Source organism: Aquimarina rubra (assembly GCF_042684305.1).
GTDB lineage: Bacteria > Bacteroidota > Bacteroidia > Flavobacteriales > Flavobacteriaceae > Aquimarina > Aquimarina rubra.
This window is the reverse complement of sequence record NZ_JBHULE010000019.1, coordinates 1,174,469-1,188,458: the sequence shown is the minus strand read 5'-3', so window position 1 is coordinate 1,188,458 and position 13,990 is coordinate 1,174,469. Positions and strand designations below refer to the sequence as shown.

The window sequence follows — 13,990 nt, the reverse complement described above, 5'->3', positions numbered from 1 at the left end:
ATTTTTAGCCAAAAATATGAGTTTTCATTGTGAAATGAATTTCCTTTGTGTTGATTTTTGACATTTAAATAACCATCAGTGAAAAAAATATACCATCTATCCACTTGTGATACTTGTAAGCGAATTTTAAATGAACTGAATCCTTCTTCGGATTTTGTTTTGCAAGACATTAAATCAGAAGCAATTGCACCTGAGCAATTAGAAGAAATGAAATCTATGGCAGGTTCCTATGAATCTCTTTTCAGCAAAAGAGCTAGACTTTATAAAGAACGAGATCTAAAAAACAAATCTCTTACCGAAGAGGATTATAAGAATTTAATCCTTGAGCATTACACATTCTTAAAGCGTCCGGTAATCTTGTACAATAACCAAATATTTATTGGGAATAGTAAAAAAGTAGTAGAGGCTGCAAACACAGCAATTAATGGATAAAAGAACGGTAGCATTATTAGCAGCTTTTGGCGCCAGTTTGATATATGCAATCAATCATACCTTGGCAAAAGGCGTAATGCCTACTTATATCAAACCTTTTGGTTTTATCCTTCTTAGAGTTATTGGTGCCGCAGCACTTTTCTGGCTTGCTTCTATCTGGGCACCAAAACAAAAAATTGATCGCAGTGATTGGTTAAGAATATTTGGGTGTGCCGTATTTGGAATGGTGATTAATATGCTTATGTTTTTTAAAGGACTTCAATTATCAACTCCAATAAATAGCTCGGTAATGATTACCATCTCTCCTATTTTGGTATTCATTTTATCTGCAATTTTTTTGAGTGAGAAGATCACTTTTTTAAGAACTATTGGTATTTTACTAGGTTTTTCCGGTGCATTAGGGCTTATTCTTTTTGGAGCAGAAGTCAGACAAGATGCCCCTAACATCCCTTTAGGAAATATTCTTTTTATTATTAATGCTGCTTCTTATGCTATTTATCTGGTATTAGTAAAACCATTAACCGCAAAATATCATTCTTTTACCTTGATGAAATGGTTTTTTCTGATTGGTGTTATCATCAATTTCCCTATTACAATTTCAGAATTTATTGAAGTACAATGGACTACACTTCCTTACGACGTCGTATGGAAAATGGTTTTCGTAGTTGTCGGAACTACTTTCTTTACCTATTTATTAAATGTATTTGCATTAAGAACTCTAAAAGCTTCAACCATTGGAGCGTTCATTTATCTCCAACCACTATTAGCTATAAGCTTTGCGATGGCTATGGGTGCAGATTCATTGAGTTTGGTTAAAATAGTATCTGCACTATTGGTGTTCTTAGGTGTATATCTTGTTACTAAAACGCCAAAAAAATTAACTTAAATCCTGAGGAACCTTTGCAAACTTCCTTGTGTCTTCTTTAGTAAGTACTTTAAAGTTCTCAGGTCGCTCTACTTTATCCATAAACTGAAGCATTTCTTCAGGAAGAGGTATTAATTTTCGAGTTTTTAAATCTAACCATGCTCCCATCATCTCACAACGCGCAAAATTTCTCCCTTTATGATCATAAAAATTATGCACGAATTCGAAAAACTTTCCATCTTCACTCATTCCAGCTAATTCCAAAGAAACTTTGACCGGTTTGCCATAAAAAACTTCTTTAAAATAATAGATATGTTCATAAAATGTAATGGGGCCAATGTTAAACTTAGCCAGAAGTCTTTGATCAAAACCCATATCGAATAAAAATGACATACGTGTATGAGCTGCATACTCTATATATGTTTTGTTTCCTAAATGGCGGTTGGCATCAATATCATTCCATCTAATTTCAAATTCTTTTAAGTACATATCCATTAATTTTAAACCGTAAAAATAAAAAACACTTACGATGCAAGCATAATAAATCTCTTATAAAAACTTAATCTTTAGTTTGATTTATTAAATCAATACAAAAGAAAATAAGACCTCTCAGGTTTTGAAAACCTGCGGGGTCTTCTTATTTTAGAACAAAAATTAGCCGATGTATATTAAAAGAAACATTAGTTGGGGGATTATTCTTCGCTATGCCTGGAAAAATTTAATCTTCTTTACCTTTTACACCGCCATTATTTTTTCACTATATCACTTCTTAAACTTAAAATTTATAGACATTCCTTTTCAGCCGCTATCTGTAATTGGTATTGCGGTTGCATTCTACATCGGCTTTAAAAACAGTCAGAGTTATGATCGTTTCTGGGAAGGGCGAAAAATATGGGGTGGTATTGTAAATTATAGCAGAACTTGGGCGAACCAAGTTTTAAGCCTTGTCGATGATAACCACGAAACCAAAAAGATATTAATTCACCGACATATTGCCTGGATTAATGCACTACGAATTCAATTGAGACAACCTACTTCTTTTTCTATTAAAGAAAACTCATCTGTAGAACGCCTATTTCATAAACACGGAGAACGCAATCCAGCTTGTGATGCTACTAAGACCTTCGTTTCGGATCAAGAGTATAATGACTTACTCCAACGAAAAAACGCAGCTACTCATTTGGTGAAAAATCAGGGATTACATATTAAAGAGTTATTGAAAGCAGGAAAAATTACAGAATTCGACAAACAACTTCTACACTCAGTTTTAGAAGAGCTATACAATCTTCAGGGAAAATGTGAACGTATAAAAAACACTCCTTTTCCACGTCAATATGCATATTTCAGTACAGTTTTTACATGGATATTTGTATTGTTACTGCCGTTTGGATTATTGAGCGTTTTTGAAAACGAACTTAGTGATATGTCTCAGCACTTACGCCCTTGGTTTATCTTTTTAATGATTCCACTTTCTGTATTGATCTCTTGGATATTCACCACTATGGAAAAAGTTGGGAGCAATAGCGAAGATCCTTTTGAAGGAAGAATTAATGATGTTCCGATGACGGCATTATGTAGAACTATTGAAATTGATTTAAGAGATATGTTAGACGAAAAAGATCTTCCTGAAAAAGTAAAACCAAAAGATAATATCTTGTACTAATGCCAGTAGTAGAATCCAAATATATTCCGCCTTATATTTTTAGAAATGGTCATTTTTCTACAATCTATCCTAATTTACTGAGAAAAGTAACAGGAATTCATCAAACAAGAGAAAGGGTAGAATTACAAGATGGAGATTTTATTGATATAGATTGGAGCTATGGATCTGATACTAAATCTGTGAAAAAAGTTGCTGTCTTAATTCACGGATTGGAAGGCAATGCCCAACGCCAATATATCACGGGTCTTGCCAGACACTTAAATAACAACCATTGGGATGTAGCTGCAGTAAATCTGCGAAATTGCAGCGGAGAAGTTAATCGGTTATATAGATCTTATAATGCCGGAGTTAGTGATGATTTGAGCTCGATTATCGAACACATCATCGAAAAAGACTATGATAATATATCTATATGTGGATTCAGTCTTGGTGGGAATATTACATTAAAATATTTGGGAGAAAGAACAACTCCAGCACAAATTAAATCCGCTGTAGCGGTATCCGTTCCGTGTGATCTGTATGACTCTTTAACAGAAATCAATAAACCTAAAAACTTCATTTACCAACAACGTTTCATTAAAAGTTTAAAAGAAAAATTATACGAAAGGCAGACTGTTTTTCCTAATGAGATCAGTAAATCTGATATAAACGCCTGCAAATCTTTAATTGACATCGATAATCTTTACACAAGTAAAGCACATGGTTATGCGGATGCAATCGATTACTACAAAAAATGTAGTAGCAAACAATTTTTAAACGGTATTCAAATTCCAACCCTTATTATCAATGCTAAGAATGATACTTTTCTCGGAAATGCTTGTTATCCAATTAAGGAAGCCCGAGAGAACTCTAAATTATTTTTAGAAACTCCCGATTTTGGAGGTCACGTAGGATTTTATTTATTTGGAGGGACTTACTATAACGAACTCAAAACCGTAGCCTTTTTACAGAAATGGTAACATGCTGCAACGTTTTAACCGTATTTTGTAATATATTTCCTACAACTATTGGTATGTAAAACAATTGTTAAGCCAATGTTAAGGTTTTGTGTAGCAATTTTCCGTCTCTTTATCGAAAATCTTTTTTTTATTAGGAATATTTTAAGAGTTTTGGTCGTTTCCTTAAAGAATCATCAAGGAAACTAAATTATTGCTAACTCAAACTCAATAAAAATGAAAAAAAGTTACAAAAACCTTACTGGGGTATTTGGCTTTATGCCAAAAAGGTTTGGAAAACTACACTCACTAGTTTTTTCTACTATATTCCTTCTTTCTGCTGGAGTATTCGCTCAGGATGCAAATCAGAAGAAAAATATTATGGCAAAAAGTAATATTTCTAAACTTAGCCAACTACAAGTTCAGAATGCTGAGAAAGCTGCGCTTCAGAAAAAAGAAGCAATCGCAGCTGCTAGAAGAAATGGATGGCCAATTAAAACCCGTCTTAAAGACGGTACTTATTCTGAATTACAAAGACTTGCTGCTGATGGAAGTCCTGTTTATTATACAACCTTTAATGTAGATGCTGCAAGATCTACAAGAACAAATCACTTGAACAACGGAGGATCTCTTGGACTTAATCTAGACGGTCAAAACATGACCGCTCACGTATGGGATGGTGGTCACGCAAGAGCATCTCACCAGGAATATGACGGTCCTGGAGGGAATAATCGAGTAACTATTCAAGATGTTACAGCAGAAGGTGGTGTTCAACTTAATTTTCACGCAGGTCACGTAACCGGAACGATTATGGCTTCTGGTGTGCAAGCTAGTGCAAAAGGAATGGCTTCTCAAGCAAAAGTAAATGGATATATGTGGAATGATGATGTAGCCGAGGCAACCGCTGCTGCTGCAAATGGTATGTTAGTATCGAATCACTCCTATGGTTTTAGAAGCGATTTAGTTCCTGATCAATATTTTGGAGCGTATATTGATACTTCTAGAGATTGGGATGAAGTAATGTTTAATGCACCTTATTATCTTATGGTAGTTGCAGCAGGAAACGACGGAAATCAAAACAGCTACAATGCACAACCACTTGATGGTAACTCTTCTTATGATAAATTAACAGGACATTCTACTTCTAAAAACAATATGGTTGTTGCTAATGCCCAAGATGCTAATGTAAATAACGATGGTTCTCTAGTGAGCGTTTCTATTAATAGCTCAAGTAGTGAAGGACCTACCGATGATTATAGAATTAAGCCGGATATTACAGGTAACGGTACTGGTGTATATTCCACGTATGCAAGTAGTGATACTGCATACAATAGTATCACTGGAACATCTATGGCATCTCCAAATGTTACAGGGTCTTTATTGTTATTACAGCAACATTACAACAACTTAAACGGAAATTTCATGAGAGCTGCTACCTTAAAAGGAATTGCGCTTCATACTGCTAATGATGCAGGACCTTCTGGGCCTGATGCTGTTTATGGATGGGGATTAATGAATGCAAAAGCTGCTGCAGAAGCAATTTCTGCTAATGGAAACGAGTCAAAAATAGAAGAACTTACATTAAGTAGTGGTCAAACGTACTCAATCACTGTAGATTCTGATGGAGTGAATCCTTTATTAGCATCTATTTCCTGGACAGATCGTGCTGGTAATGCAGTAACAGCTACAAATTCCAACGCAGCTGTTTTAGTAAATGATTTAGATATTAGAGTTACACAAAACTCTACAACATATAATCCTTACAGATTAACAGGTGTAACTACAAATGGAACTGGTGACAACACCGTAGATCCATATGAAAGAATTGACGTAGCAAATGCTTCTGGTTCTTATACTATTACGGTTACTAACAAAGGATCTCTAGTTGGAGGAAGTCAAAACTTTTCTCTTATTGTTACCGGATTAACAGGAACACCAGTTGTTTGTAACGCTACAGTACCTGCAGGGGTTGGATCTTCTAATGTAGGTTCTGATACTGCTACCATCAACTGGACTGCAATTCCAGGAGCATCTTTTGATGTAAGATATCGTCAAACAGGTACTTCAACCTGGACTACACAAACAGCAAGCGGAACTTCATCTGTAATTTCAGGATTAGCTGCTACTACATCATATGAAGCACAAGTAAGAAGTAACTGTTCTGATGGATCAACTTCTTCTTATAGCGCATCTACAACCTTTACTACTACTGAAATTCAGTTAAACTATTGTGCATCTAATGGAAATAGTACGGCTGATGAATATATTGGTAATGTTCAGTTAGGAACTATTAACAATGCATCTGGTGCAGGAAGTGGAGGTTATACAGATTTCACCTCTATTTCTACATCTATTGCAAAAGGTGACTCTTATACAATCACTGTTACACCAACCTGGACAGGAACTGTTTATAGCGAAGGCTATAGTGTATGGATTGACTATAATCAAAATGGTGACTTTACCGATGCAGGAGAGCAAGTATGGACTCAGGCAGCTACCCAAACTACACCGGTTAGTGGAACTTTTACAGTTCCTGCAAGTGCAACAAACGGGGATACAAGAATGCGTGTTTCTATGAAATATAATGGAGTACCTACTTCTTGCGAATCCTTCCAATATGGAGAAGTAGAGGATTACACCGTAACAATTGGAGCTTCAACAGGTGATACGCAAGCACCAACAGCACCAACTGGATTGGCTGCATCTAATGTTGCAGAAACTACGTTGACCCTAACCTGGAATGCTGCTACAGATAATGTAGGCGTAACTGCTTATGATGTATATCAAGGAAGTACACTTTTAGGAGAAGCTACGGGAACTACTGCAAATGTAACAGGATTAACCGCTAGTACTGCATATCAATTTAGCGTAAAAGCGAAAGATGCTGCCGGAAACGAATCAGCGTTTAGTAATACTGTTGATGTAACTACTGCAACTCCTCCTGACACACAGGCGCCAACAGCTCCAACAGGATTAGCTGCTTCAAATGTTGCAGAAACAACATTGACTTTATCATGGAATGCTGCTACTGATAATGTAGGTGTAACAGGATATGATGTTTACCAAGGAAGTACTAATCTAGGAGAAGTTACAGGTACCTCTACAAATGTAACTGGATTGACTGCAGATACAGCATATCAATTTAGTGTAAAAGCAAAAGATGCTGCCGGAAACGAATCAGCTTTTAGTAACACCGTAAATGTAACTACTACTGGTGGATCTACTGGAGGTGGTTGTACATCAGGAATTTCTTCTTTCCCTTATAATGAAGGATTCGAAAATACGCTTGGCGCATGGACACAGTCTACTGCTGATGATATTAACTGGTCTGTTGATGCTAGTGGAACACCTTCTAGTGGTACAGGGCCATCTTCTGCAACTCAAGGGTCTTATTACATTTTTGTAGAAGCTTCTGGTAACGGAGCTGGATATCCTAACAAGCAAGCTATTCTAAACTCGCCTTGTTTTGACCTATCTGGTCTATCTGAAGCTAGTTTATCTTTTAGCTACCATATGTATGGTGCAACAGATATGGGTAGCATAGCTGTAGATGCTAGTACAGATAATGGTGCAACCTGGACAAATCTTTGGAGTGAGTCTGGAAATAAAGGAAATTCCTGGTTAACTGCTAGTATTGATCTTGCTGCATATGTAGGAGGAAGTGTTCAACTTAGACTTAATAGAATTACAGGATCTACTTGGCAAGCTGATATTGCCATCGATAATTTATCATTAACCAACACTTCTGGTGGCGGTGGATCAACAGATATTTGTGAAGGAGTATCAGCATGGTCAAGTTCTCAGTCGTACCAACCAGGTGATAGAGTAACGTATCAAGGAAACTTATATGAAAGAACTACTACCGGATGGATAAATCTTGGGGCTTGCGGAACTACAACATCATTTGCTACAACATCTGATGACCCTCTAGGACCTCCAACCGAATTATTATCTGTGTATCCTAATCCTTTAAAAGGAGCAATTCTTAATGTACGTGCAGGAAACTCAAGTGCTCAACAATATTCAATTTACAATATGTTAGGTCAAACAGTTCTAAAAGGAACTTTCTCTAACACTATCAATGTTCAAGCATTAGAAGCCGGAGTATATATGTTAAGAGTAAATGAAGAAACAGCTCGTTTTATTAAAGAATAAAATTATAGATAGATAACCTTAATTTTAGTAAAGCCCTGAAGCAATATGTTTCAGGGCTTTTTGTATACTTGTATTTTTATAAACCTAAGAAGAATCAAAAAAAATACCTCTAAAAAATAGCCAATAAAAACATCATATTTGAGTCTTACACAGAAAACACCTAATTTTATACCTCATAAAAATCTTGTGAAATCTGTTTCGCAAAACTTGAGTAATTTGATATCAACCGTCATGATATTTTAGGACAATTAAAATTATTTGAAATATTGAAAAGCCTTTACTATAGACTATTTCCAAAAAAAAATCAAAAAACTAAAGAAGAAACTCATTCAGCTCTCATGAAAAAATTTCTTGTAGTAGGTCTCGGTAATATTGGACCTAAATATCATAACACCCGTCATAACATTGGCTTTAGAATTCTCGATACTCTGGCAAAAGAAGAAAGCTTAACTTTCGAAACGGAAAAATTGGGTGATCTAACAACCTATAAACATAAGGGTCGTACTATTCTTTTACTAAAACCAAACACTTATATGAACCTTAGCGGAAAAGCAGTTAGGTATTGGTTAACAAAAGAAAAAGTTCCTATAGAAAACCTACTCATCATTACAGATGATATTAATCTGCCTTTTGGCACTATTAGAGTAAAGGCAAAAGGTAGTGCCGGCGGTCATAATGGGCTCAAGGATATTGAAGCCCAACTAAACACATCAAAATACTGCAGATTCCGATTTGGAGTTGGGGCAGAATTTAGCAAAGGAAGACAGGTTGACTATGTTTTGGGAGAATGGGGTCCAGAAGAAGAAGCTGCTATGCCAGAACGATTAGACAAAGCTATAGCTTTAATAAAATCCTTTACAACTGCGGGACTAGCCAATACTATGAATACCTTTAACGGAAAATAAGTAGTACATCTCACAACATTTCCTTAATTTTATAACTTACAATTACTGCTTAATAACCACTATAGCAGATCTTATGTAAACCTGGATTACAAAGTATGATTTTACTAAAATTAATCTTTTTGAAACGAAAAACCACATCCGAATTGACAATAATTTCTGCGCCTTATAGCCTATCTCATCAAATACAGAAAACCAATAATAACTTAGGATGAAACGCTATACAGACGCTAAGACATATGACAACCATACACCATCTGTAGTTACTATAGGAACTTTTGATGGAGTACACATTGGGCACAAAAAGATAATTGAACGATTGGTGGAAGCCGCTAAACGAAATAATCTTGAATCAGTTATTCTTACCTTTTTCCCTCATCCAAGAATGGTTTTGCAAAAAGACACAAATATTAAACTGATTAACACCATAGAAGAACGTATTCAGATTTTAGAAAAAACAGGATTAGACAGCTTAGTGATCCACCCTTTTACCAAAGAATTTTCTCGCCTCTCTGCCAAAGAATATGTCGAAGAGATGTTAATAGAAAAACTAAATGTACGCCACGTCATTATTGGATATGATCATCGCTTCGGAAGGAATCGAAATTCTAACATCACGGATCTTGCTTCTTTTGGAATTCAAAATGATTTTACGGTAGAAGAAATTTCTAAACAGGATATTGATGATGTAGCCGTAAGTTCTACAAAAATTCGTGAAGCGTTGCTGGATGGAGATATTATCAGAGCCAATAAATATTTAGGTTATAACTTTATGCTTACTGGTAAGATTATCAAAGGAAAGGAACTAGGCCGCAAACTAGAGTACCCTACCGCAAACCTATACATAGAAGAAGATTACAAACTCATCCCGAAAAAGGGAGTATATATCGTAAAATCTCAGATCAACAATAAAACGTATTTTGGGATGATGAATATTGGTAACAACCCTACAGTAAATGGAAAACATCAAACTATTGAAACTCATTTCTTTGATGCTTCATTTAATTTATACGAAAAAAAGATTCAAATAGAAATGCTAAAACGTATTAGAGATGAGAAAAAATTTGATTCTATTGAAGCATTAAAAGCTGCCATGCAAGATGATGAAGACTTTTCTAGAGATTTTATAAATTCTATGGTATGATAAATCGTTGGCTATTTACACAAATAGATAACAGTGCGCTCATAATATTTAGAGTTTTTTTTGGATTTCTGATTGCCGCAGAATCCTTTGGGGCTATTCTTACCGGTTGGGTAAGGCGAACTTTGGTAGAACCTCAATTTACATTTAACTTTATAGGTTTAGATTTTTTACAACCACTTCCCGGAAATGGTATGTATTTCTATTTCGCACTGATGGGTATACTCGGTGTTTTTGTAATGATCGGTTTTAAATACCGATGGAGCATGATAGGATATACTATTCTTTGGGCTGGTGTCTATTATATGCAAAAGTCGTCCTATAACAATCATTATTACCTGTTATTGTTACTGTGTATTTTGATGAGCACACTTCCTGCAAGTAATTATTTCTCAATTGATGTAAAGCGAAATCCGGCTTTAAAAAAAATATCCATGCCGAGATGGTGCGTCTTGTTTATTATCATACAACTCTGGATTGTATATACCTATGCATCCGTTGCAAAGTTATATCCGGACTGGTTAGATTATACAGTTGCTAAAAACTTGATGCTTTCTCGGGCTAACTACCCAATTGTAGGAGATATTCTACAGCAACATTGGACCCATGTTTCTATTACTTATTTTGGAATTTTATTTGATCTTTTGATTATTCCTTTATTACTGTGGAGAAAAACCCGCCTTCCTGCATTTATCATTAGTATCTTTTTCCACTTATTTAATTCGATTGTATTTCAAATCGGAATATTTCCGTATTTATCGTTAGCCTTTAGTGTGTTTTTCTTTTCCAAAGAACGCATTCATCGCATATTCATGCGTAAAAAAGAGTTTTACAGTGCAAATGAGGTGATTATCCCTTCATACAAAGGATTTTTAATTCCGGCATTAGCAATATGGTTTGTTATTCAACTTGCTTTACCTGTACGACATTGGTTTATACCAGGTGATGTATTATGGACAGAAGAAGGACATAAATTAAGTTGGAGAATGATGCTACGAGGTAGATCAGGATTTACCAATTTTTATATTGAATTTAAGGATAACAATTGCCGACGGGTAAAAATTGACAAGAATCAATACCTGACTGTAAAACAGCGTCGACTGGTAAACACCAAACCGGATGCTATCTGGCAGTTTGCACAATTTCTTAGAAAAGAACATCTAAAAGAAGGAAGAGATATAGCGGTTTATGCCAGCAGTAAAGTTTCTGTGAATGGCAAAAAACTAAGAATGTTAATTGATCCCGATGTAGATTTAACAAGTGTAGACTGGAATTACTTTACTACAAATCCTTGGGTAATTAAATATGATAAGTAATAAACATATCCGACTTACAAGAATGAATAGGACTGTATTATGATACGTATAATTTCTGCTACCTATTGTTATCTATTTATTATACTTATTTCATTTTCTGTGAAATCTCAGGAAAAGAAAGACTGGTATTCTTCTTTTGGTGAAATCCCTAATACAGTAGACAGACACTTTTATAAAGACCTAAAGACAACAACTAATCTTCTTAAGCGAATAAAAATCATAGATACTATTGCAACGATTCATATCCAGTCAGGGAACACAGATTCTATAGTATACTATGGAAACCTATTGCAAAATGAGATTCGGGGTAGAGAAAATGAACTTTCAGATTATGATCTCTATCTTTCAAAATCTTATAATATTCTGGGAAAAGGAAAGTTAGAGAAAGGACTTTTTGATGACGCTATGAAACATCATCTTGATGGGATTGCAGTTTCACCCGTTGTCAAAATGAGTAAAATGCACTACACTCATCAAATAGGGCTTGGTATTGTTTACCTTAACCAGAAGGAATATGATACTGCTCTAACTATCTTTCAAACTTGTTTAAAAAACAGCACAGATACTGAAGTTTTAATTTTAGCCAAAAAACATCTGGCAGATACTTATTTTTTAAAAAAAGACTTTTCAAAAGCAAAATCCAATTATCTGCAGGTACTGGACGACCTACGTCTTTATGAAAATAACAAAATCAGATTAGAAACTCAGCTGAAACTGGGTAGGATAGATATCTTCGAAAATAACCTTAACCATGCGTTAGCATATTTTCGATCTGTAAAAGAGATTGCGTTGCAAAGCAAATTTTATGACCTTTATATCAACGCTGTCATCCAAATGGGCATTGTATACTATAATCAAGGACATTTACAAGATGCCGAAATCATCCTATCCTCTGCCTATGTAAATACTGTACAGTGGAACAAGCTTGAGTTACAGAGAGATGTTATTATGGTACTTAGGAATATAAAAGTAGCTGAAAAAGATTATGAAAATGCTTATAATCTAATGACTCAATACCTCGGTGTTTCTAATGAAATTCTAACTAATCAGAACAAAGAGATTGTAAAAGATATGGAGGTAAAATACCAAACTCTACAAAAAGAAAAAGAAATACTAGCGCTTAAAGAAGAGCAACTATTAAAAGAAAGTGAAATTGAAAGACAGCGCACCATCAAAAAAGCATTTCTTATTGGCTTTCTTGTAGTATTACTTCCCGTAATAGCGCTGTTATTTGTATACTTCCAGAAATTAAAAACGCAAATAGAGCTTAACAAATCTCAGAAAGAGGTAAATTCTCAAAAGGTACATGGATTGATGAAAGATCAGGAACTTAATCTGGTCAAGGCAACCATGGACGGACAAAATAAAGAACGCATGCGCCTTGCCAGAGAATTACACGATAGTATTGGTGGAAATCTGGCAAGTATAAAACTACAACTTTCTGGCAATAGCCATAACGGAACTCAACAATCAAATATTATTCAACAAGTAGATGAAACCTACCATCAGGTACGCGATTTATCTCATAACCTTGCTTCCAAAAAGTTTCAGAACAACGGGATTTCTACCTTGATAAAAGAATACGTAAATAACATTGAAGAAGGAAGTCATCAAAAAATTTCTTTCAATCCTCATCCAGAAGAAAAGATTAACGAAATCGAAAATCCTTTAAAAGAAGAGCTTTTTAAAATCATTCAGGAATTATTAACCAATACTTTAAAACACGCCAAAGCAGATCAAATTGACATTTACCTCAATCAATATCAAACTATTTTACAACTACTTTTTGAAGATAATGGTATTGGATTTGAAGCAGATAAGGTAGCTGATGGGATCGGTTTTAAGAATATCAGAAATCGATTACACTCCTTATCAGGAAATATGGTTATTGATTCTACAATTAACAGAGGTACCGTTATTAACATTGAAATTCCCGTATCTATCTAAGACATAAAACGGTTGAGAATTAGAACTCTATTTTTATTCTCTTAACCATGTATCAGGATCTAAATAGAACATTTTTCGATTTCCTTGTATAGCCTCTGTATCTCGCAACCACCAGTATGGAAAAGGTGTTGTGATCGAATAATGTAGATGCGGTGGTTTATCTACTGCATTACCTGTATTACCAACCGTTCCTAATTTGGTTCCTTGTTTTATCGGCAGCAACGGAAAAGCTTCTACTTCATCCAGATGTGCATAATAATGAAATCTCCATTTGGGACCTAAAACCGTAACAGTCTTCCCTCCTTTTCCTCCTTCATAGGTATACATCACAATACCGTATGTAGATGAAATCACATCCGTGCCTTTTTCTTCAAAAATATCAATCCCCTTATGCGTAATAGAACTTCCCCAAGGATGCGCCCAAAACGAATCATCATCCCAGTTTTTAGTTGTAGCACCTTTTACAGGGATCACCATTTCCTGTGGTAGCAAAAAACCTAAGCCAATAACTACTAAAGGTATCAATGTAAATCTTCGGGTTCTATTGTTGCGATATAAGGAACCTATTAAGATTAAAAATGAAGCTAAAAAACGTCTTGTTGTATTTGTAATCACAGGTTAAATATACGACATC

At 35.1% G+C, this 13,990-nt stretch carries 11 protein-coding genes; 9 read left to right on the top strand and 2 right to left on the bottom strand.

What is annotated here, in order from left to right; all coding sequences use genetic code 11:
• Window positions 1-78 precede the first annotated feature (78 nt).
• Both ACFSR1_RS13870 and ACFSR1_RS13865 read left to right on the top strand, forming a co-directional pair.
• Window positions 79-432, top strand: a complete 354-nt coding sequence (locus tag ACFSR1_RS13870) for an arsenate reductase family protein (RefSeq protein WP_378293468.1) — start codon at window positions 79-81, stop codon at window positions 430-432.
• Window positions 425-1,318, top strand: a complete 894-nt coding sequence (locus ACFSR1_RS13865; RefSeq protein ID WP_378293466.1) for a DMT family transporter — start codon at window positions 425-427, stop codon at window positions 1,316-1,318. The genes ACFSR1_RS13870 and ACFSR1_RS13865 overlap by 8 nt, the downstream gene beginning before the upstream one ends.
• On the opposite strand, the gene ACFSR1_RS13860 is transcribed toward ACFSR1_RS13865, so the two are convergent.
• On the bottom strand, window positions 1,310-1,786 hold the full coding sequence (locus ACFSR1_RS13860) for an acyl-CoA thioesterase (protein WP_378293464.1): 477 nt from the start codon (window positions 1,784-1,786) through the stop codon (window positions 1,310-1,312). The two genes, ACFSR1_RS13865 and ACFSR1_RS13860, sit on opposite strands and share 9 nt — an antisense overlap.
• 172 nt (window positions 1,787-1,958) lie before the next feature.
• On the opposite strand from ACFSR1_RS13860, the gene ACFSR1_RS13855 reads away from it, so the two are divergent.
• The 7 genes from ACFSR1_RS13855 to ACFSR1_RS13825 all read left to right on the top strand — a co-directional run bounded on the left by ACFSR1_RS13855 (window position 1,959) and on the right by ACFSR1_RS13825 (window position 13,356).
• Entirely contained in the window at window positions 1,959-2,960 is a 1,002-nt protein-coding gene (locus ACFSR1_RS13855; RefSeq protein ID WP_378293463.1) for a bestrophin family protein, read from the top strand.
• Entirely contained in the window at window positions 2,960-3,919 is a 960-nt protein-coding gene (locus tag ACFSR1_RS13850) for a YheT family hydrolase (protein ID WP_378293462.1), read from the top strand. The genes ACFSR1_RS13855 and ACFSR1_RS13850 overlap by 1 nt, the downstream gene beginning before the upstream one ends.
• Before the next feature lie 213 nt (window positions 3,920-4,132).
• Window positions 4,133-8,050: a fibronectin type III domain-containing protein gene (locus ACFSR1_RS13845; RefSeq protein ID WP_378293461.1), complete on the top strand. Its 3,918-nt coding sequence runs from the start codon at window positions 4,133-4,135 to the stop codon at window positions 8,048-8,050.
• A gap of 338 nt (window positions 8,051-8,388) precedes the next feature.
• The gene (pth, locus tag ACFSR1_RS13840; RefSeq protein WP_378293460.1) at window positions 8,389-8,955 is read left to right on the top strand and encodes an aminoacyl-tRNA hydrolase; all 567 of its coding nucleotides are present in this window, start codon (window positions 8,389-8,391) and stop codon (window positions 8,953-8,955) included.
• 208 nt (window positions 8,956-9,163) lie between these two features.
• On the top strand, window positions 9,164-10,096 hold the full coding sequence (locus tag ACFSR1_RS13835; RefSeq protein WP_378293458.1) for a bifunctional riboflavin kinase/FAD synthetase: 933 nt from the start codon (window positions 9,164-9,166) through the stop codon (window positions 10,094-10,096).
• The gene (locus ACFSR1_RS13830; protein ID WP_378293456.1) at window positions 10,093-11,409 is read left to right on the top strand and encodes an HTTM domain-containing protein; all 1,317 of its coding nucleotides are present in this window, start codon (window positions 10,093-10,095) and stop codon (window positions 11,407-11,409) included. The genes ACFSR1_RS13835 and ACFSR1_RS13830 overlap by 4 nt, the downstream gene beginning before the upstream one ends.
• A 39-nt stretch (window positions 11,410-11,448) precedes the next feature.
• A complete protein-coding gene (locus ACFSR1_RS13825) occupies window positions 11,449-13,356 on the top strand; it encodes a tetratricopeptide repeat-containing sensor histidine kinase (protein WP_378293454.1) in 1,908 nt (635 codons plus the stop codon).
• Window positions 13,357-13,389: 33 nt separating this feature from the next.
• Here ACFSR1_RS13825 and ACFSR1_RS13820 read toward each other — a convergent pair whose 3' ends face one another.
• Window positions 13,390-13,971 carry a M23 family metallopeptidase gene (locus ACFSR1_RS13820; RefSeq protein ID WP_378293452.1) on the bottom strand — a complete coding sequence of 194 codons (582 nt, stop codon included), beginning with the start codon at window positions 13,969-13,971 and terminating at the stop codon, window positions 13,390-13,392.
• Window positions 13,972-13,990 lie beyond the last annotated feature (19 nt).